The 22,896-nt window shown below is 62.3% G+C and carries 24 protein-coding genes; 23 read left to right on the top strand and 1 reads right to left on the bottom strand.

Translation table 11 applies throughout. The features are described from left to right. The first annotated feature begins 87 nt into the window (after positions 1–87). From Q1A89_RS06960 to Q1A89_RS06890, 15 genes are all read left to right on the top strand, one after another. Positions 88–1,131, top strand: a complete 1,044-nt coding sequence (locus Q1A89_RS06960) for a glycosyltransferase family 2 protein (RefSeq protein ID WP_299725269.1) — start codon at positions 88–90, stop codon at positions 1,129–1,131. 111 nt (positions 1,132–1,242) lie between these two features. Continuing rightward, on the top strand, positions 1,243–2,217 hold the full coding sequence (locus Q1A89_RS06955; protein ID WP_299725268.1) for a phosphoadenosine phosphosulfate reductase: 975 nt from the start codon (positions 1,243–1,245) through the stop codon (positions 2,215–2,217). Positions 2,218–2,251: 34 nt separating this feature from the next. Next, positions 2,252–3,286: a dihydroorotase gene (gene pyrC, locus Q1A89_RS06950; protein ID WP_299725266.1), complete on the top strand. Its 1,035-nt coding sequence runs from the start codon at positions 2,252–2,254 to the stop codon at positions 3,284–3,286. Between the two features lie 76 nt (positions 3,287–3,362). After that, positions 3,363–4,037 (top strand): orotate phosphoribosyltransferase, encoded by a 675-nt coding sequence (locus Q1A89_RS06945; RefSeq protein WP_299725264.1) that lies wholly within the window; start codon positions 3,363–3,365, stop codon positions 4,035–4,037. Positions 4,038–4,338: 301 nt separating this feature from the next. Then, positions 4,339–5,835: a replicative DNA helicase gene (locus Q1A89_RS06940; RefSeq protein WP_299725262.1), complete on the top strand. Its 1,497-nt coding sequence runs from the start codon at positions 4,339–4,341 to the stop codon at positions 5,833–5,835. 160 nt (positions 5,836–5,995) lie between these two features. Next, the gene (locus tag Q1A89_RS06935; protein ID WP_299725260.1) at positions 5,996–6,796 is read left to right on the top strand and encodes a DUF1194 domain-containing protein; all 801 of its coding nucleotides are present in this window, start codon (positions 5,996–5,998) and stop codon (positions 6,794–6,796) included. A 68-nt stretch (positions 6,797–6,864) separates the two neighbouring features. Continuing rightward, a complete protein-coding gene (alr, locus tag Q1A89_RS06930) occupies positions 6,865–7,899 on the top strand; it encodes an alanine racemase (protein WP_299725258.1) in 1,035 nt (344 codons plus the stop codon). Further along, a complete protein-coding gene (locus Q1A89_RS06925; RefSeq protein WP_299725256.1) occupies positions 7,896–8,669 on the top strand; it encodes an ABC transporter permease in 774 nt (257 codons plus the stop codon). The genes alr and Q1A89_RS06925 overlap by 4 nt, the downstream gene beginning before the upstream one ends. A gap of 67 nt (positions 8,670–8,736) precedes the next feature. Next, positions 8,737–9,483, top strand: a complete 747-nt coding sequence (locus Q1A89_RS06920; protein WP_299725254.1) for an ATP-binding cassette domain-containing protein — start codon at positions 8,737–8,739, stop codon at positions 9,481–9,483. A 72-nt stretch (positions 9,484–9,555) separates the two neighbouring features. Next, positions 9,556–10,032: a paraquat-inducible protein A gene (locus Q1A89_RS06915; protein ID WP_299725252.1), complete on the top strand. Its 477-nt coding sequence runs from the start codon at positions 9,556–9,558 to the stop codon at positions 10,030–10,032. A 106-nt stretch (positions 10,033–10,138) separates the two neighbouring features. After that, entirely contained in the window at positions 10,139–10,909 is a 771-nt protein-coding gene (locus tag Q1A89_RS06910) for a DNA repair protein (protein WP_299725250.1), read from the top strand. A gap of 39 nt (positions 10,910–10,948) precedes the next feature. Beyond that, positions 10,949–12,313, top strand: coding sequence for a DNA repair protein RadA (gene radA, locus Q1A89_RS06905; protein ID WP_299725248.1), 1,365 nt, complete (start codon positions 10,949–10,951; stop codon positions 12,311–12,313). 58 nt (positions 12,314–12,371) lie between these two features. Next, a complete protein-coding gene (locus Q1A89_RS06900) occupies positions 12,372–12,926 on the top strand; it encodes a CvpA family protein (protein WP_299725245.1) in 555 nt (184 codons plus the stop codon). Between the two features lie 97 nt (positions 12,927–13,023). After that, the gene (locus tag Q1A89_RS06895; RefSeq protein WP_299725243.1) at positions 13,024–14,058 is read left to right on the top strand and encodes a Hint domain-containing protein; all 1,035 of its coding nucleotides are present in this window, start codon (positions 13,024–13,026) and stop codon (positions 14,056–14,058) included. Positions 14,059–14,319: 261 nt separating this feature from the next. Next, positions 14,320–14,889, top strand: coding sequence for a hypothetical protein (locus Q1A89_RS06890; protein WP_299725241.1), 570 nt, complete (start codon positions 14,320–14,322; stop codon positions 14,887–14,889). Between the two features lie 150 nt (positions 14,890–15,039). Here Q1A89_RS06890 and Q1A89_RS06885 read toward each other — a convergent pair whose 3' ends face one another. Continuing rightward, positions 15,040–16,392 (bottom strand): methyl-accepting chemotaxis protein, encoded by a 1,353-nt coding sequence (locus Q1A89_RS06885; RefSeq protein WP_299725239.1) that lies wholly within the window; start codon positions 16,390–16,392, stop codon positions 15,040–15,042. A gap of 180 nt (positions 16,393–16,572) precedes the next feature. Here Q1A89_RS06885 and purF point away from each other — a divergent pair, with 180 nt between their 5' ends. The 8 genes from purF (at position 16,573) to Q1A89_RS06845 (ending at position 22,842) form a co-directional block, all read left to right on the top strand. Beyond that, positions 16,573–18,054 (top strand): amidophosphoribosyltransferase, encoded by a 1,482-nt coding sequence (gene purF / locus Q1A89_RS06880; protein WP_299726142.1) that lies wholly within the window; start codon positions 16,573–16,575, stop codon positions 18,052–18,054. A 43-nt stretch (positions 18,055–18,097) separates the two neighbouring features. After that, on the top strand, positions 18,098–18,499 hold the full coding sequence (locus tag Q1A89_RS06875) for a hypothetical protein (RefSeq protein ID WP_299725237.1): 402 nt from the start codon (positions 18,098–18,100) through the stop codon (positions 18,497–18,499). A 101-nt stretch (positions 18,500–18,600) separates the two neighbouring features. Beyond that, on the top strand, positions 18,601–19,476 hold the full coding sequence (locus tag Q1A89_RS06870) for a hypothetical protein (RefSeq protein ID WP_299725236.1): 876 nt from the start codon (positions 18,601–18,603) through the stop codon (positions 19,474–19,476). 168 nt (positions 19,477–19,644) lie between these two features. After that, complete coding sequence (locus Q1A89_RS06865; RefSeq protein WP_299725234.1) at positions 19,645–19,953, top strand: pilus assembly protein PilP; 309 nt, start codon at positions 19,645–19,647, stop codon at positions 19,951–19,953. A gap of 31 nt (positions 19,954–19,984) precedes the next feature. Then, positions 19,985–20,626 carry an SDR family NAD(P)-dependent oxidoreductase gene (locus tag Q1A89_RS06860; RefSeq protein WP_299725231.1) on the top strand — a complete coding sequence of 214 codons (642 nt, stop codon included), beginning with the start codon at positions 19,985–19,987 and terminating at the stop codon, positions 20,624–20,626. Between the two features lie 31 nt (positions 20,627–20,657). Then, positions 20,658–21,308, top strand: a complete 651-nt coding sequence (locus Q1A89_RS06855; RefSeq protein WP_299725229.1) for a class I SAM-dependent methyltransferase — start codon at positions 20,658–20,660, stop codon at positions 21,306–21,308. A gap of 107 nt (positions 21,309–21,415) precedes the next feature. Next, positions 21,416–22,198, top strand: a complete 783-nt coding sequence (surE, locus tag Q1A89_RS06850) for a 5'/3'-nucleotidase SurE (RefSeq protein WP_299725227.1) — start codon at positions 21,416–21,418, stop codon at positions 22,196–22,198. After that, positions 22,195–22,842, top strand: a complete 648-nt coding sequence (locus tag Q1A89_RS06845; protein ID WP_299725225.1) for a protein-L-isoaspartate(D-aspartate) O-methyltransferase — start codon at positions 22,195–22,197, stop codon at positions 22,840–22,842. The genes surE and Q1A89_RS06845 overlap by 4 nt, the downstream gene beginning before the upstream one ends. Positions 22,843–22,896: the final 54 nt, after the last annotated feature.

Here is a 22,896-nt window from a genome sequence, read left to right as displayed (position 1 = left end):
GAGGTTTCCGGCGCGTGCGCACGTGAGGCCCAAGCAGAGGCGGCACAGCATGTATCCCTTCCCGCGCCGCGCCATACTGCCCCGTAGATGAGCCACGTCGTCATCACCTCCGTGCGCAACGAGGCCGCATTTCTGCTCGAATGGCTGGCCCATCACCGCGCTGTAGGCGTCGATCATTTCGTTGTCTTTTCAAATGATTGCGATGATGGCACGGACGATCTGCTGGATCATCTGGCGGGCTTCGGCTGGCTGACCCATATGCGCAATGACGGCCCCTATGACAGCGCGGGCATCCAGTTCACGGCCCTGAAACGGGCCGCAAAACTGGACGTGGTGCGCGACGCCGACTGGATTCTGGTCATGGATGTGGACGAATTCGTCAACATTCACGCAGGCGATGGCACGTTCAGCGACCTGCACGCGGCCCTGCCGGAAGCGACGGCGATCACGTTGACGTGGCGGCTATTTGGTAACAACGGTCATGTGCGCTTCGAAGACCGCCCCGTGACCGAACTGTTTGACCGCGCAGCACCCGAGGTCCTGCACTGGCCATGGCGGGCGGCGATGTTCAAGACGCTCTACGCCAATGACGGCACGTACAAGAAACCGGGTGTGCATCGCCCGCGCGCCCCCGACCCCGACCGGATTGATGCGGCGCGCTGGTTTGACGGGCACGGGCGCGCCCTTGATCCGCAATTCCACACCAAACGGGTGTTCTCGAATTTCGGCCAACCCAATTACGGACTGGTGCAACTCAATCACTACCCCTTGGGCGCTGTGGAAAGCTATGTGGTCAAGGTGGATCGGGGCCGCGTGAACCGGACCGAGACGCTGGGGGCCGACTATTGGGTCGAACGGAATTTCAACGCGGTCGAGGATACTTCGATCCGACGCTATGACACCGGGCGCAACGCGCATCTGGGCACGCTGCGCGGCGATCCCACGCTGGTCGAATTGCATGCGGCTGGTGTGGCCTGGCGCAAGGCGCGTTTCGACACGCTGATGGAAGAAGAACCCAATCGCGCGCTTTTCGGGCGGCTCGTGATGACGCCGCCTGCCCGACCCCTGTCGGCACAAGCTGCGCAAATCCTGATGAGCTATGGGCGCAAGTCTCGCGAAAATCAGGACTAACTTGGCCAAAAGGCGCTTAAAACCGCCTGAAGTCTTCATATTTTCGCCGTATTGCCCATGTAGCAAGGGTTAAACCCGCGCGTGCAAGCTGCGGGATCATGAGGTATTGCGATGCAGGACGCAGACACAGTGTTTGACCCGGATCTGGCCGACTTGTCCAAAGACGAATGGATGAGCGAGATCGAAGCGGTCAGTGAGGAACACGGCTCTTTCGAACCGCTCGGAGACAAGCATTTTGCTGCCCATATCCGGCGCGGCGACACGCTGCTGGTCACCTTTGAAACCGTTCAGGGCATCCGCTCGCTTGCCAGCAATGCTGAACCGCTGGGCTGGACATTCGTGCGCCAGAACGGCTGGTCGCATCTTTGCATCGCCTCGGACGGCGATACCTGGTTTCGCGATGCGGACGTGATTGCCGAATTCGACGATTTGGTCGATGACGGGTTTTTCGATGAATTTGAATCTGTGCTGTTTTATGGCGCAGGCCCCTGTGGCTACGCGGCGGCGGCGTTCTCGGTTGCGGCCCCCGGAGCGCGCGTGCTGGCGATCCAGCCGCAGGCAACGCTTGATGCGCGCATCGCCGAATGGGACACCCGCTTTGCCGAGATGCGGCGCACCGATTTTACTGCCCGCTATGGCTATGCACCGGACATGCTGGATGCCTGCGATGCGGCATATGTGATCTATGACCCCGTAGAACAACTCGACGCGATGCATGCCACGCTCTTTGCCACTGCCGGGGCGACTCCCTTGCGGATGCGCAAGATGGGCGGCGCGCTGCAGGGCGATCTGATCCGCATGCGCATTCTGACCCCGCTGATCCTCGAGGCGGCGGCAGGCACTCTGGATGCCGACAAATTCGCCAGCCTCTACCGGGCGCGGCGCAGTTATTTGCCCTATCTGCGGCGGCTCATGGGCACGCTTGATGGGGCCAGACGCACGGACCTCACCTACCTTCTGACGCGCAATGTGACATCGCGGATGAAAGCCCCCCGCTTCCAGCGCCGCATGGACGAAATCGAAGCGCAACGCGCCGACAGCCAACCGAACGGTGAAAACGGCATGGCAGAGGCCGACGAGGGCTAGAAACGCGCCTGCCCCCCGTGCTAACGCGCGGGGCATGAGTACCCTCACCATTGCCCGCCCCGACGACTGGCACCTGCACCTGCGCGATGGCGCAATGATGCGCGCCGTCCTGCCCCACAGCGCCCAGCATTTCGCCCGCGCCATCATCATGCCCAATCTGGTGCCCCCGGTGGTGACAAGCGCGCAGGCCATGGCCTATCGCGACCGCATCCTCGCAGCCTTGCCAGAGGGCATGGCGTTCGAGCCCTTGATGACACTCTATCTGACCGAAGACACCGACCCCGATGATGTGGCCGCGGCCCATGCCAGCGGGCTGGTCAAGGCGGTCAAGCTCTACCCTGCTGGGGCCACCACCAACTCGGCCTCTGGCGTGGCGGATTTTGGGAAAATCCGCGCTACGCTCGACCGGATGGCGGACATCGGACTGCCGCTTTGCGTTCATGGCGAAGTGACGGACGCAGACATCGACATCTTTGATCGCGAGGCGGTGTTTATCGACCGGGTGCTCGACCCGTTGCGGCGCGCCACGCCGGGCCTGCGCGTGGTCATGGAACATATCACCACCTCTGACGCGGTGGACTATGCGCGTGCGCAAGGTGACGATCTCGGGGCCACAATCACCGTTCAGCACCTGATGCTCGATCGCAATCACATGCTGGTGGGGGGCATTCGGCCCCACTATTACTGCCTTCCCATCCTGAAACGCGGCAGCCACCGCGCCGCGCTTGTCGCCGCCGCGACAGGCACGGACACCCGCTTCTTTCTGGGCACCGACAGCGCGCCCCATGCCACCGACACCAAGGAAAACGCCTGCGGTTGCGCGGGCTGTTTCACCGCACCCATCGCCCTGTCCTGCATCGCCGAACTGTTCGACGAAGCGGGCGCGCTCGACCGGCTCGAGGCGTTCACCTCGCTCAACGGGCCCGCGTTTTATGGCCTGCCACCCAATACCGAGCAGATCACACTGACCAAGGGCGCCCCGATCATCATTCCGGACCCCGTGCCAACCGACAGCGGCACGGTCACCGTCTTTGACCCCGGTCGGCCTGTGCACTGGCAGGTCCAATAACTTCTCTGTTTCAAAAAAATCCCCGCCGGAGGCTCCCGCACCAACCACCGGCCCGCACATCCGAAAGACAAGCGCCATGATCCCCACAAGCTACCCCACCCCCGAAGAAATGGCGCGCCTGACCGCGCGGATGCTGCTTGAGATCAAGGCTGTGCATTTCAACGCGGCCGAGCCATTCACGCTGGCCTCGGGCCTGCCCTCTCCCACCTATATTGACTGCCGCAAGCTGATCAGCCACCCGCGCATCCGCGCCACTTTGATGGACTTCCTGACAGTGACCATAATGCGCAATGCCGGGTTCGAGGCGTTTGACAATATCGCGGGTGGCGAGACGGCAGGCATCCCCTTTGCCGCCCTCGTGGCCGAACGGATGGGCCTGCCAATGACATACGTGCGCAAGAAACCAAAAGGATACGGGCGCAACGCACGGATCGAGGGCGACATGAGCGAAGGCCAGCGGGTGCTGCTGGTGGAGGATCTGACCACGGACGGGGGCTCGAAACTCAGCTTTGTGGATGCGATCCGCGAGACCGGGGCGACGTGCGGACACACGGCGGTGATCTTTTACTACGGCATCTTCCCCGAGACGGAAAAGACGCTGGGCGATCACGGTGTGGCCCTGCACCACCTGTGCACATGGTGGGATGTTCTGGCCGAAGCGCGCGCCAGCGACGCCTTTGACGAGGCAACCCTGAGCGGGGTCGAGGAATTCCTGAACGATCCGCGCGGCTGGCAGGCCGCCCGAACTTAAGGTGCAACGCTGGATGTTTGTCAGGTCCGCCTGACACCCTGTGGACGAAGCGTGGATAGTTTCAAGGAATCTGTGGATAACGCGGATGTGGACGGTCTGTGTATAAGACGATTCGATGACGGTCGCCTTGCGTGATGTCGTGACAGGCCCGAATTTTGATACTATATGTTGTAGGGCGTTTGGGGCTGGACAGACTTATCTACCGGCTTATCCCCGGTTTTTTCCAGATAGCCGTGCGGCCCGCGCTGTGACACCTCACGGCGTCAGCGGTGACACATAATAACGAGCAGGGACCGGGGTCATGAACGAGATCGCAGCGATCAATCCAACAGGTGTGTCGGTTCAGGATGCCGAGACAATGCCGCACTCGACAGAGGCTGAACAACAGCTCCTGGGTGCGATCCTGACGAACAATGACATCTATGATCGGGTCGCGTCGATCATCGGGCCTAGCCACTTTTATGACCCCGTCCATGCCCGCATTTTCGAGATCGCCTCGGCCCGTATCGCCAAGAACAATCTCGCCAGCCCCGTGACGCTCAAGGCGTTCATGGAGGATGACGAAGGCCTCAAGGAACTGGGCGGCCCCGCCTATCTCGCCCGTCTGGCCGGTGCCGCGATCAGCGCCTATGCGGTGCGTGATTATGCGCAGATCATCTATGACCTTGCCGTGCGCCGCGACCTGATCCAACTGGGGCGCGACATCAGCACCAAGGCGGCCAAGGTCGATGTGGCCTCTGAACCGAAAGAACAGATTGTCGAGGCCGAACAGGCGCTTTACAAACTCGCCGAACAGGGCACGTCAGAGGGTGGTTTTCAAAGTTTTCTCAAGGCGGTAACGGACGCTGTTAATGTCGCAAACGCCGCCTATCAGCGCGAGGGCGGCCTTGCCGGCATCTCGACCGGTCTGATCGACATGGACAAAAAGCTGGGCGGCTTGCACTCGTCTGACCTGTTGATCCTCGCCGGGCGTCCCTCGATGGGCAAGACGTCGCTGGCCACCAATATCGCCTTCAACATCGCCAAAAGCTACAAGCGCGGGGTCAAACCCGACGGGTCCGAGGGCGCTATTGAAGGCGGCGTTGTCGGCTTTTTCTCGCTGGAAATGAGCGCCGAGCAGCTCGCCGCGCGCATCCTGTCCGAAGCCGCCGAAGTGCCCAGCGAACAGATCCGGCGCGGGGATATGACCGAGGTGGAATTCCGACGCTTTGTCGAGGCGGCAAAAGCGCTCGAGGCCTGCCCACTTTATATCGACGACACCGCCGCCATCCCCATTGCCCAACTGGCCGCGCGTGCCCGGCGCCTCAAACGGACCCACGGGCTGGACGTGCTGATCGTGGACTATTTGCAGCTGGTGCGCGGCGTTGCCGAAAACCGGGTGCAGGAGATCGGTGAGATTTCCATGGGCCTCAAAGCCATCGCCAAGGAACTCAACATCCCGGTCATCGCCCTGTCCCAGCTGTCGCGTCAGGTCGAAAACCGCGAAGACAAGCGCCCGCAACTGAGCGATCTGCGCGAATCGGGCTCCATCGAGCAGGACGCCGACGTGGTCATGTTCGTGTTCCGCGAAGAATATTACAAAGAGCGTGAAAAGCCCGGCGATCACGATCTGGAGGCCATGGCCAAATGGCAGGAAGAGATGGAGCGTCTGCACCAGCGCGCCGAAGTCATCATCGGCAAGCAGCGCCACGGTCCCATCGGCACGGTCGATCTGTCCTTTGAGGGCCGCTTTACCCGCTTTGGCAATCTTGTGCAGCCCTGGCAGCAGGGTGGGCGCGAGGAAGACGTCGGGTTTTAACGTCACATCGCGGTCTTTTGGGGGCTCTGCCCCCGGCCTTTGGCCTCCCCCGGGATTTTTTGAAATCAGAGAAGAGGGACTGGGCGCACTTCGGGCGCACCCGAGTGGTCTGACCCAACTGTGACTGGACAGGTGCCGCTGGCTCTGGCCCACTGGCTGCATGCTCCGCCTGTCTTTCCTGTTGATCCTGATCTGCGCCCTGCCCCTGCGTGCACAAGAGCGTGTCGAGGTCGATGTCGAGCTGTTTCTGGCGGTCGATGTCAGTCGCTCCATGCAGCCGTTCGAGCTTGAGATTCAACGCCGGGGCTATGCCGCCGCCCTGACCAGTGACGAAGTGCAGGCCGCGATCGCGGGTGGGTTGCTCGGGCGCATTGCGATCACTTACGTGGAATGGGCCGGGGCCTACAATCAGCGCGTCATCGTGCCCTGGACCCTGCTGGAAAGCCCCGAACAGGCGACCCAGATCGCTGGGCAAATCACAGCCAATTTTGACGACGCCCTCAGCCGCACCTCGATTTCCGGCGCGCTGGACTATGCCGCCGCCTCGATTGAGGCCAACCGCTTTGACGGGTTGCGCCGGGTGATCGACATATCGGGTGACGGGCCCAACAACATGGGTGATCCCGTCACTCGCGCCCGCGACCGCGTGCTGGCGCAAGGCATGACGATCAACGGGTTGCCGCTGATGACGCAGGACGATTCCTTCACCTCGCGCTTTAACATTGAGGATCTGGACGCCTATTACACTGCCTGTGTGATCGGCGGCACCGGCGCCTTTGTTCTGCCCGTCACCGATTGGGCCGAGTTCGAAAAGGCCGTGCGGCGCAAGCTCGTGCTGGAAATCGCGAGCGTACCGCACCCCCGCGAACGGGTCTGGCACGCGCAAAGCACCGGCGCCTATGACTGCCTGATTGGCGAGAAAATCTGGGACAGGAACCGCGACCTCTTTGCCATTCCCTGAACCGCGCCGCCCCCCACACGGATCAATTCCCCCTTGACGCTGCTCCGCGCGACGCCAACAACACGGCCATGACATCTGCAACCCTGACCATCGACCTCGGCGCTGTCGTGCGCAACTGGCGCGCCCTTGATGCAATGAGCGAGGGTGAAACCGGCGCCGTGGTCAAGGCTGACGCCTATGGCTTGGGCGCCGCCCCTGTCGGACAAGCCTTGCGGGATGCAGGCGTGCGCAACTTTTTCGTGGCCACCGCAGGCGAAGGCATGATCCTGCGCGATGCCATCGGCCACGGCCTTCGGATCTATGTGTTTTCCGGGCATATGGAGGGCGACACGGATGACATTCGCGCCGCGAGCCTCACCCCCCTGCTCAACTCGGTCGACCAGATGCTGCGCCATGTCGAGGCGCTGCCCGGCGCGCCCTTTGGCATCCAGCTTGACACCGGCATGAACCGGCTGGGGATGGAGCCTGCTGAATGGTCCGCGGTGCGCGACATCGCCATTGCCCAGCGCCCGGCCCTGATCATGTCGCACCTGGCCTGCGCGGATGAGCCTGATCATGCGATGAACACCCAGCAACTCGAGGCCTTCCGCGCCATGACGGACGGCATCGACATCCCCCGCTCGCTGGCCGCGACTGGAGGGACTTTGCTGGGCACCAAATACCACTTTGACATGACGCGCCCCGGCGTGGGCCTCTATGGCGGACTGCCATTTGTCGATGCCGAACCGGTGGTCACCCTCGATCTGCCGGTGATCCAGGTGCGCGAGGTGCCACAAGGCGAAACCGTGGGCTATGCCAACGGCTGGACAGCGCAGAAAGACAGCCGGATCGCCACCGTCTCGGGGGGCTATGCCGACGGGCTGATCCGCGCCATGGGCGGCAAGGCGGCCCTTTATGCCGGCGATACGCGCTGCCCCGTGGTGGGGCGTGTGTCGATGGACCTGATCACTGCGGATGTGAGCGCGTTGGCGCAGGACCCGACCAGCCTTCAATTGATGGGCCGCCACCAGTCGGTGGACACCGTGGCCGACGCCGCAGGCACAATCGGCTATGAAATCCTCACGCAACTGGGTCAGCGCTACGGGCGGACCTTGCTGGCATGACATTTCTTGCAGCCATCGGGAGGCTCGCCCTGGGCCTGCTTGCGGCCATCGGTCGGGTGAGCATGTTTGGCGGGCGCACCCTGTCACATATGCTGCGCCCCCCCTTCTATCCTCGGGAATTCGCCCTCGCCCTGCTCAATATCGGCTGGCTGTCGCTGCCCGTGGTCGGGCTCACCGCGATCTTCACGGGCGGTGCACTGGCGCTGCAAATCTACGCAGGTGGCGCACGCTTCAACGCCGAGGCCGTCGTGCCCCAGATCGTCGCCATCGGCATGGTGCGCGAACTTGGCCCTGTCCTTGTCGGCCTGATGATTGCGGCGCGCGTCACCTCCTCCATCGCGGCCGAGATCGCGACGATGAAGGTGACCGAACAGATCGACGCGTTGGTCACGCTCTCCACCCACCCGATGAAATACCTCACCGCCCCGCGTGTGCTGGCCGCCACGCTTGTTGTCCCGCTACTGGTCGCAGTGGGCGACGTGATCGGCATCTTCGGCGGCTACGCAGTCGCCACCGGTACACTGGGTTTCAACGCCGCGGCCTATATCCAAAACACCGTCGATTTCCTCGAACTGCGCGACATCACCTCAAGCCTCGCCAAAGGGGCCGTGTTCGGGTGTATCGCGGCACTCATGGGCTGCTATTTCGGCATGAACTCGGGCCGCGGCGCCCAGGGCGTGGGGCGCGCCACCAAAGGGTCGGTCGAGGCCGCCGCCGTCCTGATCCTCGCAGCCAATTTCGTGCTCACGGGGGTGTTCTTTTCACTATGACACCCCTTTCATTGTTCCCCAAATATGCCCGCCGGAGGCACCCGCGCCCGGCAAAAGGCACGCCCAGATGATCACGCTCGACAACGTCCACAAATCCTTCGGCGACAACCACGTGCTGCGCGGGGTCAACCTGCACGTGGCCAAGGGGACGTCGATGGTGATCATCGGCGGCTCAGGTACGGGCAAGTCGGTGGCGATCAAATCGGTGCTCGGCCTTGTCACGCCGGACAGCGGCACAATCACCGTGGACGGCGCAGACGTGACCAAGGCCGATCGTGACGCATTTCTGGCCCGCTTCGGCATGCTGTTTCAAGGGGCAGCACTTTTTGATTCCCTGCCCGTCTGGCAGAACGTCGCCTTCCGCCTGCTGCGCGGCAGCCTCGCGCGCCCCAAGGCCGAGGCCCGCGACATCGCCATCGAGAAACTGCGCCGGGTGGGGCTCAATCCGGACGTGGCCGACCGCCTGCCTGCCGAACTGTCGGGTGGTATGCAAAAGCGCGTGGGCCTTGCGCGCGCCATCGCCGCCAATCCGGAAATCATCTTCTTTGACGAACCCACCACCGGGCTGGACCCGATCATGGCGGGCGTCATCAACGACCTGATCCGCGAGATCGTGACGGAAATGGGCGCCACCACCATGACGATCACCCATGACATGTCCTCCGTGCGCACCATTGCCGATCATGTGTCCATGCTGCATGGCGGCGTAATCCGCTGGACAGGCCCCGTCAGCAAAATGGACAATGCGAACGATCCATATGTCGATCAATTCATCCACGGACGCGCCACCGGTCCAATCGAGGCGGTGCGCTAACGGGTCGGCGGGTGGGCGCCTTTGCCGTCAGGCAAACAGAGCCACCCGGCGGCCAGAACAAGGGCCTGACACATGCACCGCTGGATCAACCTGAGCCTGCTTCTCCTCTTCCCGCTGTCCTGGGTCGCGCCACTCATGCGCGCCGGGCTTCTGCCCCTCTTTGGGCTCAGCGAAATCTCGGTGATGACCGGGCTGCACTCGCTCTGGGACTCCGACATCTTCCTTGCGCTTATCGTCGCACTCTTTGCGCTCATCGCCCCCTTTCTCAAGACCATCGCGCTGGCGCTGATCCACTGGAACCGGCTCGACTCACGCTACACACCCATCCTTGGCGTGCTTGGCAAACTGGCCATGGCCGACATCTTTCTGATCGCGCTCTACATCACGCTGGCCAAGGGCGTTGGCGTGGGGCGACTCGAAACCGCATGGGGGCTCTACCTGTTCACCGCCTGCATCCTCGCCTCGATCTGGGTCAGTTGGCGCACGGAACAATTGGCCAAAAAGACCCGCATTGATGACGAAACGGAAACAAAAATCGAACCGAATTAACTAAAATTGATCACCACCCCGCATTCCGCGGACATTTTACATTGCCGATCAACAGGTTGCGGCTGTACTTTTAGGTTCATGTAAATGTCTTCTGGGGGGAAGGCCTGTGAACGATTTCAAGTCCATGATGCGTGTTTGCATCGCTCTGATGCAACGGCTGTCGCTGGTACTTTTCGCAGCACTTGCCTTTTGCCTTGTCACTCTGACAATGTTGGCGACCTTCGGGGCCGTGCCCTGGGTCACGCTGCCGCTCGAATGGAACGGGGCGGCGATCCCTGCTGCGGGGATCTATGCGCAGGTTGGCCTCACCCTTTTTGCCCTTTCCTTATGCTTTTTCCTGCCTGCCAACTGGCGGATGATGCGGCTGGAGGATTCCCACCGCCGGTTCGAATTGGGCGTGAATGACATCACCCGCGCCTATCACGCCGCCCATGCCGCCGACCGCGACGGCGTGTTTCGCACCGAGGACGCCTTTGACGACATGCGCGACCGGATCGGTTACATGCGCGACCACCCTGATCTGGGGCGGCTCGAGCCTGAAATCCTCGACCTGGCGGCCAAGATGTCCTTTATCAGCCGCGATCTGGCCGAGGCCTATTCGGATGAGCGCATCAGCCGCGCCCGCTCTTTTCTCAAGGAACGGGAATACGAGATCGACCGGTTCAATGACCGCCTCGCCCATGCCAAGGCAATCCAGTCCGAATTCTCCACATGGATCACCCGGATCGAGCTGGATGAAAACGTGGCCCGCGCACAGGTCGAACGGCTGCTGGACGAGCTGGAAACCATGCTGCCCGAACTGAACAAGCCGCACGCCCCCGTGGCCGCGATTCAAGGCACCGCCAAGGTCACACAGCTGCCCAAACGCGCCGAATAGGGCTTTACCCCACACCAGTGCGCTGGCACTTCTTGGCTCATGGCCAAGTCACCCTCCTTTTCCTGCTCCGCCTGCGGGTCTTCCTTTACCAAGTGGTCCGGGCGCTGCGATGGCTGTGGCGAGTGGAACACGATTTCCGAAGACACCGGCCTGTCGGTCGGGCCGGGCAGCAAATCTCTGGGCTCAAAGCGTGGCGCAGGCATCACCCTGTCCGATCTGCGCACCGAAGAGGCGCCGCCGCCGCGCACCCCGGCAGGCATGGCCGAGCTTGACCGCGTGCTTGGCGGGGGCCTTGTCCCGGCTTCCGCCATTCTGGTGGGCGGCGACCCCGGCATCGGCAAATCCACGCTCCTCCTACAGGCCGCCGCGCAATTCGCCCGCCAAGGCCTCAAAACCATCTATGTCAGCGGCGAAGAGGCGAGCGCACAGGTGCGCATGCGCGCCCAGCGCCTCGGCCTTGGGGACGCGCCCGTGCAACTGGCCGCCGACACCAACCTGCGCAATATCCTGACCACTCTCGAAACCGAAGCCCCCGGCCTTGCCATTATCGACTCGATCCAGACCATGTGGCTCGACACGGTGGACAGCGCGCCCGGCTCCGTATCTCAGGTGCGCGCAGCGGCCCATGAACTCACCACCTTCGCCAAGCGCAAAGGCGTCAGCGTCGTCCTTGTCGGCCACGTCACCAAGGAAGGGCAGATCGCAGGCCCGCGCGTGGTCGAACACATGGTCGACACCGTGCTCTATTTCGAAGGGGAACGCGGCCACCAGTTCCGAATCTTGCGCGCAGTCAAGAACCGCTTTGGCCCCGCCGAGGAAATCGGCGTGTTCGAAATGACCGGCGCAGGCCTCGCCGAGGTCACCAACCCCTCGGCCCTGTTCCTGTCCGAACGCGGCACGCCCTCACCCGGCTCTGTTGTTTTTGCCGGGATCGAAGGCACGCGGCCCGTCTTGTGCGAATTGCAGGCACTTGTCGCCCCGACACCGCATTCCCAACCAAGGCGCACCGTCGTCGGATGGGATGGCGGGCGGTTGGCGATGATCCTCGCCGTGCTTGAGGCGCGCTGCGGCATCCCTTTTGCCGGGCTTGATGTCTATCTCAACGTTGCGGGGGGGATGAAAATCTCGGAACCCGCCGCCGATCTGGCCGTGGCCGCCGCCCTTTTGTCAGCGCGCGAAGACAGCGCGCTGCCCGCAGATACGGTGGTTTTTGGCGAAATCAGCCTGTCTGGTGCGCTGCGACCCGCCCCTCAGACCGAAAACAGGTTGAAAGAAGCCCAAAAACTTGGTTTTGCATCTGCCATTGCCCCAAAAGGAGGCAAAGCCTATGGATCGCAAGGTATGGCGCTCAACCTGATGAGCGATCTGACCGGGTTCGTGGGTGAGGTATTTGGCGCGGGCTGACGGCGTCTTTGATTGCGCGGGGGAGGCCCCGCCACGGGCAGAATAAAGGAAAAGAACCATGGAAGGGTTCACCATCATTGACGGCATCGTGGCCGCGGTCATCATCCTGTCGGCCCTCTTGGCCTACGGGCGCGGCATTGTGCGTGAGGCCATGGCCATCGCGGCCTGGATCGCGGCGGCCATCCTCGCCTTTCTCTTTGCGCCGCGGGTCGAACCGCTGGTGCGCGAAATCCCGGTGATCGGCGATTTCCTTGCGGACAGTTGCGAGCTCAGCATCATCGGGGCCTTCGCCCTCGTCTTTGCCGTGGCGCTGATTATCGTGTCGCTGTTCACACCGCTGTTTTCGTCCCTTGTGCAACGCTCTGCCCTTGGGGGCATCGATCAGGGACTTGGGTTCCTCTTTGGCGTGGCGCGCGGCGTATTGCTGGTGGCGATCGCTTTCTTTGTCTACGACACGGTGATCACCGGGCAGGAATACACCATCGTGGACGAAAGCCGCTCGGCCGCCGTATTCGGGCGCTTTTCCGGCCAGATCGAAGAGCAGAACCCCGAGCAGGCGCTTGGCTGGATCACCGCACAATACGAAACCCTCGTGGGGGCCTGTGCGCCTTAATTCATACTTAACAAACCACTAACTCGCCCCGTTCTGACCGTTTCGGGACCATGAGCGACCCATAGAAGACCCTCGGAGATTTGTCTGAGGACCCGCTATGGTCGCCCGCACCTTTGCCGCTTTCGACAGTGAAAGCCTCGTCGTTCAATCCAGCTCATCCGCTGGAATCGTCGGCAATCCGATCATCAACAACTCCGACACCCCAGATGGCACCGTGTTCACCTTTGACGGCAGTGCGGCGCAGAATGTGACGCTGGATGACACCTCGGGCAGCGTGGACACGTTCGAGGACGACCAGTCGGGCGGGCACACCATCACCGATGGCGCAGGCCTCGTGTCCAATGGCAACGGGGTCGAGGCGGAATCGATCATCCGCATCCGCGCGCTCGACATCGACGGCAGCGAAACCGGCCCGATTATCGAACTGACGGTGTTTTCCCAGAACGGAGTCACCGGCAATGTCTGGGGCTTTGCCACCGACACCGCCCTTCAGGACGGGGTGTCTTATGTCAAAGTCAGCGGCAGCAATATCGGCTCGACCGGCTACAATGATTTCATCCCCTGCTTTGGCCCCGACACCCTGATCGACATGGCCACAGGCCACAGGCGCGTCGGCGACATCCGTGTGGGTGATGCGGTCATGACGCTTGAACACGGCCCCCAACCGGTGCGCTGGATCGGGCGCACCACCGTGCGTGGCTATGGCGCGCTGGCCCCGGTGCGGATCGCGCCCGGCGCCTTGGGCAATGACACAGAACTCACTGTGTCGCAGGAACACCGCATGTATTTCGACGATGATCTGTCCGAATATCTGTTTGGCTCGGGCCGCGTGCTGATCGCGGCCAAGCATTTGTGCGGCTTGCCGGAGGTGTCCATCGCGCCCTGCCCGGCCATCGAATACACTCATTTCATGTTTGATCGTCATCAGATCGTCTTTGCCAACGGCGTCCCGAGCGAAAGCTTCTTTCTGTCCGAACTGTCCATGAAAGGCCTTAGTCCCGGCCCCATGGATGAGCTGTTGTCGCTGTTCCCGTCTCTGTCCCAGGCCAAGCGCGACTTTGGCCCGACTGCGGCCACGGCCTTGAAACGCCACGAGGCGTCCTTGTGGTGTCAATACGCGCACGCAGCCTAGGAACCGCGCAAATCCTAACGCGTTAGGTACGATTCGCGGCGAGCGACTCGGTACGGCCTTTGTCCGTACGTGGCGGCGTCTTGGTAAACACCCGGTTAATCGCGTGGCCCCTGCGTGCAAAGTGCGCTCCCCCTCGGACCCACTGGCAACCATGGCGAAACAGAGCCTGCCTATGGCCCCCGTTGTGACGAAAAAGCGGCGGATTTGTGATGCGTTCTTGGTGGCAGATCACAACCAACCCAGCCTGAACGGAGACACACAATGTTCCTCAACCATGACGCCGCATTCACCACGTTCACCCCTGCCATCCAGCCCAACCAGCCCGATCACACCGCGACCCTCAGTGCCCAGACCCGGCTGGAAACGCCGCGCGGCTGGGCCAGTCTCGACGCCCTTTGTGTCGGTGATTCAGTGGCCACGTTGGACGGCGGATTTGCACGGATCACGGCCATCACCCATCCCAAACGGCGCGCCCCTCTGGTGCAGGTGCCCGGTGGCGTGCTGTCGACCTGTTCTGATATTTCCCTGCCTGCGGATGCCCATGTGGCGCTGACCCCGCCAGCACGCTGGTCGCAAGCCCCCGTCGTGTCTGTGCCGATCAAGGCGCTGAGCGGATGGAACGGCATTCGCCCGACCCTGTTTGCGGGTCCCGACCTTGCCACCCTGCATTTCGAGGACGAAGAGATGATCTATGCCCAGAGCGGGCTGCTGATCCACGCCTTTGACACCCGCGCCGAGGGCTTCTTTCAGACGCTCAACTACGGTGACACGCGCGCACTTCTCGCACTTATGGATGGCACAATGCCCGCACCCGACGCCGCCGCGGCGTGATCTGAGCGCCGGGTTGGGTTGCCCGTGTGATCAGGATGGCCGGGATGGGTTTCCCCCGGCCCATCCTGCACCTCGCACCCCTACCACTGACACCGGATCAGACGCAGCGTGCCGGATCGACCCGGCGGACACCGAGGCCCACCACCCGGATCACGACGCGAGACGCTGCGACACCCGAGCAGACATAGACCCCTCATCCATGCCCGCGCCCTGACCCGCCGAAAACTGCCCGATCAACCGTTGAATATGGCGCGCATTTTCCTGAACGGTTTCCGCCATCCGCTCGTTTTCCATCAAGGACGTCTTTTGCTGACCCAGGGTCGCACCAATCTTTTCAAGGGCGGCCGAGACATCCTGCAACCGCGTCACCTGCTGGGCCGACCGCTCGGACGTCTTGAGCACATCATCCGAAACCCCGTGAATATTGTCATGAATATCCCCCAGAAATTTCGCACAGCGGCTGACATTTTGGGACACCCGCGTCACGCCGGCGCTGTTCTTGGACATCAGATCATTGATCGCATTCGCCGTTGTATCCGACCGTTTGGCGAGATCGCGGATTTCGCTGGCCACAACGGCAAATCCGCGCCCCGCATCGCCTGCACGGGCCGCCTCGACTCCGGCATTGAGCGCCAGCAAGTTGGTCTGAAACGACACACCCTTGATCGTGTCGTTCATCGCCGCCAGTTGCCTGCCGACTGTTTCGACATCGTTCATCGCGGAAATCACGTCATCCATCGCCGCGCGCCCTTCCTGGGTACGGGTAACGGCGACACGGGTCTGCGCGGAATTGGCTTCGCTGACTTGCGTGGTTTGCTGGGACAGGGTCAGCACGTCCGCTGCCGCCGCACTTGTCCGCTCGATCGAGTCGGTGTTGGTGCGAATTCCGTCCGACATCTGCCGCACCCGCACATCCAGATCACCCGACAGCACATCAAGGTCCTGCCCGATCCGCGCGCAACTCGATATCAGGTGCTGCAACACTTCGAGCGTGCCGTTGAACCGCGTCGCCACACCGCCAAAGGCGCTGCCTGCGGGCAGATTGATGCGCGCGGACAAGTTCCCTGCCGCAAGGCTTTCCAGACCGGAAATCAGTTGCTGAACTGCCAGATGGCGCTCTGTCACATCCGTCGCTACCTTGATGACACCGTTCACCTTGCCCGCGCTGCAGCGCACCGGCGCATAGGTCGCCTGCAGCCAGACCGAGCGTCCGCCCTTGCCGATCCGGTGATATTCGCTGTCACAACTGCGCCCGGCCCGCAGATCATCCCAAAACGCCGCATAGTCCGCCGATTCGGCGACGCCGGGTGGCGCAAACATCGCGTGTTTCTGCCCTTTGATCTCGTCCAGACGATAGCCCATGCAGTCCAGAAACAGATCGTTGGCATCCAGAATCGTGCCGTCCGTGCTGAATTCAATCACCGCCTGCGAGGCGCGCACCATGCGGGCCAGAATCCTGTCGCGAAATGCCGCGTCGTCAGTGCCAGAGAGTTCATTACTCATTTCGAATCGTGCGCCCCGCATGTTGGTCGCTTCAATTCTGGCCAGTTTGAGTTAACCGAGGGTCAATGATGCCGCACAACCCGTTATTTTTGACCTGCGGGCGTGACTCCTTTTGGCTGGCACAGTATCAGGCAGTACGTTTGATGGTTCGAAAGGCTGCCGCCCTTGACTGATTCACACATCTGGCCTTCCCACCCTTTCGATTTTGATGCCGCCGCCGCGTTGGGAGACAGCGACAAGCTCAAGGAAGAATGCGGCATATTCGGTGTTCTGGGCACCATGGACGCCGCCAATTTCGTGGCCCTTGGCCTGCATGCGCTGCAACATCGCGGACAAGAGGCAGGCGGCATCGTCTCCTACGATCCAAACCACGGTTTCAACTCTGCCCGCCGCTTTGGCTATGTGCGCGACAACTTCACCTCGCAAAAAGTGATGGAAACGCTTCCCGGCGCTCTGTCCATTGGCCACGTGCGCTATTCCACGACCGGCTCCAAAGGGCAGACGGCGATCCGCGACGTCCAGCCGTTTTTCGGCGAATTTGCCATGGGCGGGGCCGCGATTGCCCATAATGGCAACATCACCAATGCCGACGCGCTGCGGCGCGAGCTGATCGAGCGTGGCTCGATCTTTCAGTCCTCATCAGACAGCGAATGCATCATTCACCTGATGGCCCGCAGCCTGCAACGCAGCATTCCCGAGCGTATGGAAGACGCCCTGCGCCGGGTCGAAGGGGCCTTTTCCATTGTCGCGATGACCCGCACCAAGCTGATCGGTGTGCGCGATCCCTTGGGTGTGCGTCCACTGGTGCTGGGCAAATTGCCCACGGGCTATGTGCTCAGCTCGGAAACCTGCGCGCTCGACATCATCGGCGCCGAATTCGTGCGCGAAATCGAACCGGGCGAAATGGTGGTGATCACCGACAAGGGCATCGAAAGCCACACCCCCTTCCGCCCCAAGAAATCCCGCTTTTGCATCTTTGAACACGTCTATTTCAGTCGCCCCGACAGTATCCTCGGCGGCCGTTCCGTCTATGAGACCCGCGAGGCCATCGGGCGGGAGCTGGCCAAGGAAGCCCCGGTGGACGCCGATCTGGTCTGCCCTGTGCCCGACAGCGGCACCCCTGCGGCCATCGGCTATTCGCTGGAATCGGGCATTCCCTACGCCATGGGCATCATCCGCAACCAGTACATGGGCCGCACCTTCATCGAGCCGACCGAGCAGATCCGCAACATGGGTGTGCGCCTGAAACTCAACGTCAACCGCGCCCTGATCAAGGGCAAGCGGGTGATCCTCGTGGACGATTCCGTGGTGCGCGGAACCACCTCGCGCAAGATCAAGGAGATGATCCTCGATGCAGGTGCCGCCGAGGTCCACTTCCGCATCGCCTCCCCTCCCACCGCATGGCCGTGCTTTTACGGGGTGGACACGCCGCAGCGCGAAAAACTGCTGGCCGCCACCATGTCCGAAGAGGAAATGACCGAGCATCTGGGCGTAGACAGCCTCAAGTTCATCTCGCTCGACGGGCTTTACCGCGCCGTGGGCGAGGCCAAGGGGCGCGACAACGACAGCCCGCAATATTGCGACGCCTGTTTCTCTGGTGAATACCCCGTTGAACCGGCAGACCAGATCGAAAAGGGCTTTGAGATGAAGGCGGCGGAATAGGCTGCTGCCATCGTCTGACAACAATGCGGGGTAGGTGTCGGTCATGGATCATCAGATCAACCCCGTCCTCCAGGTCATCTACAACTGGCCCGCATGGGCCGCTGACATGGCGCTTGCGGTACGCGCAGAGTGGCGGCAGACGGCCACAGCACTCGACCTGCCCCCACTTGATGAATCCCTGAAATGGGGCGAACCGGCCTGGCGTCCGCGCAAGGGCGGCACGACGCTCCGGATGAGCTGGAGAGGCGATGCAGATGGTCTGGGCGTCTACATGGATTGCAAGACGGACCTGTGCGCACGCATGCAATCCGACTTTCCGGCCGCCTTTCGCTACGCCGCACCCCGGGCGCTGTTCCTGCAACCGGACGCCGAATTGCCCCAAGACGCCCTGCGCCATCTCGCCAAAATGGCCTTTCGCTACAAACGCGTTCTGCCCACCTCGTAAATTTCTTTCACGACCCCGCGAATAAAACCCCCGTCCAAGATGTTTCCTCCTTGAACCGGGCCAGGACAGGCCCAGAGGATTTACATCGAAAGGACGATGCAATGCCCATCAAACTCCTCGGCGAAAACTTTCCCGGAAACGTCGACGAAATGCTGGCCAACCGCGCGCTCAGCGTGGTCTTCAACACATTTGTCATCAAGACCGCAGGGCCGAACGCCGCCGCCAAGCTCAGCTTTATCGACGAAAACCCCAAGGGCTATAAGATTTACACCGAGTTCCTCGCGCCCGATGCGAGCACGCGCATTCAACTGGATGGGCAGTTGAAAGGGGCACTCGACAAGATCATGGCCGGCGCACAAAGCGAAGCCGCCTCCAAGCTTGACGTGATGGGACGGGTCCTGAACAAGGAATTCCGCGACCTGTTCAACAAGCGCCTGCTGGGCGCGTTCTACGACACGCGTTTTGAAAAGGGCTCTCCGCTCAACAAGATCTGCCGCAAGATCGCCGACAAGAAGTGCGAAAGCCGCTATGGCAAGGTGGGCGTCGTCACCGAACGGCTGGGCGGGACGAACAAAGCCGCAGTCAAGGACATCATGATCTCGCTTTACATGGACGACGAAGTCGAAGCGACAAACGCGTGCAAAAAGTCAGGCATCAAGTGGAAAGCCTTCCTGATCAAGGATGCCATCCGCGAACAAAAGGGGCTGTCCGCCGGGGCCGACCTTGTGAAAATGGATGCCAAAAAGCTGGTGATCTGCGGTTTTGAGAATGTGAACGACACGTCGCTGCTCAAGCTGATGAAACAGATGATCGAGCTGCAAATGGACTACAACACACGCAAAAAGGCGCCAAAGGTCTTTGAACAGGTCAAGAAGAAAGAGCCAAAGACCAGCCCCATTCAAAAGCTGAAATTTGACGCGATGATCAAGTTGCTGATTTCCAAGGGCGCCATCCCGGATCGCAAATACGTCGTCTGAAGACCCAAAACAAAGGCGGCGCAAATCCTCATGGGATGTGCGCCGCCCCAAGCCTGGATGTGCCGCCACGTAAATGAGCGACCTTTGGCCCAGGGACAAAATCGCGCATGTAGCATGCCCGGATCCCGTGATAGCGCCCGCCTCTGCAAGACAATAAGCCGAGGCATCATGTCCGAGACACCCGACACCGAAAACCCTGAAACCGCCACCAACGCCACCACGGCCGAACTGGCCACTCAGACCGGGGCGCTGCCGCTGAACAGCCTGCAACTGATCGGCGTGGCAGGCACCGAAGACAACCGGCGCGCCCTGCTGCGGGCCGGAAATGGCTCCATCCAGACCGTGCAGGTGGGTGACAACCTCAGACAAGGCACCGTTGTGGCCATCGCCGATGATGCAGTGATCCTGTCCTCGGCCACCGGCAGCCGCCAGTTGCGCATGCCTCAGGCGCCAGAGGCCCCGCGCGTCGCCGCTTGACGCCCCCGCCCCGTGCGGGCAAGACGCCCACATGACCAAAACAGCTCTCATCACCGGCGCCTCCCGCGGCCTTGGCAACGCTCTGGCCCGCGCCCTTGCACCCACCCATCACATCATCGCCGTGGCCAAGACCACCGGCGCGCTTGAAGAGCTGGATGACCAGATCAAGGCCCTTGGCGGGTCGGCCACGCTGGCCCCGATGGACATCACGGTCGAGGCCGCGATGCAGACGCTGTGCCGGGGCATCCACGACCGCTGGGGCCGCCTTGGTCTCTGGGCACATACGGCCATCCACGCCGCCCCGCTCGCGCCTGCGGCCATGATCGACGCCAAGGACATGGCCAAGTCGGTGGCAGGCAACGTCACCGCCACATCGACGCTGATCACCTATATCGCCCCCCTTCTGGGCAGCGACGGCACCGCGCTGTTCTTTGATGATGCACAGGCAGGTGCTCCGTTTTACGGCAGCTACGGCGCGACCAAGGCAGCCCAAATGGCGCTCGCGCGCAGCTGGCAGGCCGAAACGCAGCGCACCGGGCCAAAGGTGCATATCGCAACCCCCGCCCCGATGCCCACGGCCACCCGCGCCCGCTTCCACCCGGGCGAAGACCGCACCCCCCTTGCCGACCCCATGGCCGAAGCGACGCGAATTCTGGCCGAACTCACCCCTTGAAGTGACGCGCGCCGCGTGGCTCACTACAGCCATGCTCAACCGCCTCACCCGTTTCGACACGCCCCGCCCCGCCCGTGGGGGCGGCACGCTTGCGCGCATCTATGACGCGGCAGAAACCGGCTGGCAGGACGGCATTTCCAAACTCGGCTTTCTCGATGCCTATACCGACCTGATGGCCCACAGCCCGGCACCAGAACCGGCCCATCCGAAACTCATGGATGTGGGCACCGGCACCGGGGCCTTTGCGCAGGCCTGGATCAATGCTCATGGCCATCCCAGAGCGCTCACCCTCACCGATATCTCACCGGCCATGCTGAAGGCCGCCAAATCGCGAATGCCTGAGGCACGCACCATCAACGCGCCCCTTGGGGCCACACTGCCAGACGTGCCAGCGCAAGACGTTGTCCTCTGCGCCCATGTGATCGAACATCTGAGCGATCCGCGCGCCGCCCTGCGCTGGCTGCACGACCAGCTCGCGCCCGGCGGACTGCTGATCATGGCGATCTCCAAACCACACTGGTGCACGGCACTGGTGCGCTGGCGCTGGGGCAATGCAGCCTTCGCACCAAGCCAGACCAGGACCATGCTGGAACAGGCCGGGTTCACTGACATCACCACACACCCCTTCCGCGCAGGCCCGCCTTCGCGGGTCTCCTGCGGCTACATCGCGCGCCGTCCGTAACCAGCGCGCAACGCTTCCCTTCATTGTTCCGCAAAATATGCCCGCCGGAGGTTCCCGCAGTTGCCCCGATCCATGACGGCACATAGTAAGGAGGCAAAGGGGCACGCATGCGCATTCTCATCACCAATGACGACGGCATATCCGCACCCGGTCTGCACGTGCTGGAAACCATCGCCCACGACCTTGCAGGGCCGGATGGGGCGGTCTGGACCGTCGCGCCCGCGTTTGAGCAATCCGGCGTCGGGCACTGCATCAGCTACGCGCGCCCCTTCATGATCCAGACCATTTCCGAGCGGCGCGTCGCGGTCGAGGGCAGCCCGGCAGATTGCGTGCTGGCAGGCCTCTTCGAAGTGCTCGACGGCCCGCCCGATCTGATCCTGTCAGGGGTGAACCGGGGCAACAACTCGGCCGAAAACGCGCTCTATTCCGGCACGCTGGGTGGTGCCATCGAAGGGGCGCTGCAAGGCGTGCTCTCCATCGCCATCTCGCAGTTCTATGGGCCTGCCAATCGCGACCTCGACGACCCGTTCGAGGCGTCACTGGCCCATGGCAAAGAGGTGATTGAGCGGATTATCGCCAACACGCCGCAGGTCCAACCGGGCTACCAGCTGTTTTACAACGTGAACGTGCCCCCCGTCGCAGCCGCAGACGTCAAGGGGATCAAACTGGTGCCGCAAGGGCTGCGGCCGGGCGTCGGGTTTCACACCGAGGCGACGACCTCCCCCTCGGGGCGACAATTCCTCTGGATCAAGGGCGGCAACCAGCAGGTGCACACCGCGCCGGACACGGACGCCGCCGTCAATCTCGAAGGGTACATCTCCGTCACACCGATGCGCGCGGACTTCACCGCCCATGACATGCTCGACACGCTGGGGGCCATCGCCACATGACAGAGGACGACCTCGCCACACGCAAGATGCAGTTCCTCTATGCTCTGCGCTCGCGCGGGGTGACCGACAAACGGGTGCTTGGCGCGATGGAAGCGATTGACCGCGGCCCCTTTGTCACAGGGCTTTTCGCCGAACGGGCCTATGAGGATATGCCCCTGCCGATCCCCTGCGGTCAGACGATCAGCCAGCCTTCGGTTGTGGGGCTGATGACGCAAGCGCTGAACGTCAGCCCGCGCGACAAGGTGCTCGAGATCGGCACCGGCTCGGGCTACCAGGCCGCGATCCTCGCGAAACTGGCGCGGCGGGTCTATACCATCGACCGGCACCGCCGGCTGGTGCACGAGGCGCGCGCGATCTTTGACGCGCTTGATCTGCACACGATCACGGCGATCACCGGGGACGGCTCGCACGGGCTGCCTGATCAGGCACCCTTCGACCGGATCATCGTCACAGCCGCCGCCGAAGACCCGCCCGGGCCCCTGCTTGCGCAACTCAAGGTGGGCGGGATCATGGTGCTGCCCGTGGGGCAGTCGGACACGGTGCAAAGCCTGATCCGGGTCAACAAGACCGAAACCGGTCTTGAGTATGACGAATTGCGCGACGTGCGCTTTGTCCCGCTGCTCGAGGGCTTGGGCAAAGAGTGAACTTGGTGTAAAACAAGCGCAAATCAGCACGGGTTTCGGGCTGGTATCCGGCAA

Source organism: uncultured Tateyamaria sp. (assembly GCF_947503045.1).
In the GTDB taxonomy this organism is placed as follows: Bacteria; Pseudomonadota; Alphaproteobacteria; order Rhodobacterales; family Rhodobacteraceae; genus Tateyamaria.
Note: the sequence above shows the minus strand (reverse complement) of the source record. Positions and strands in the feature narration are given on the sequence as shown.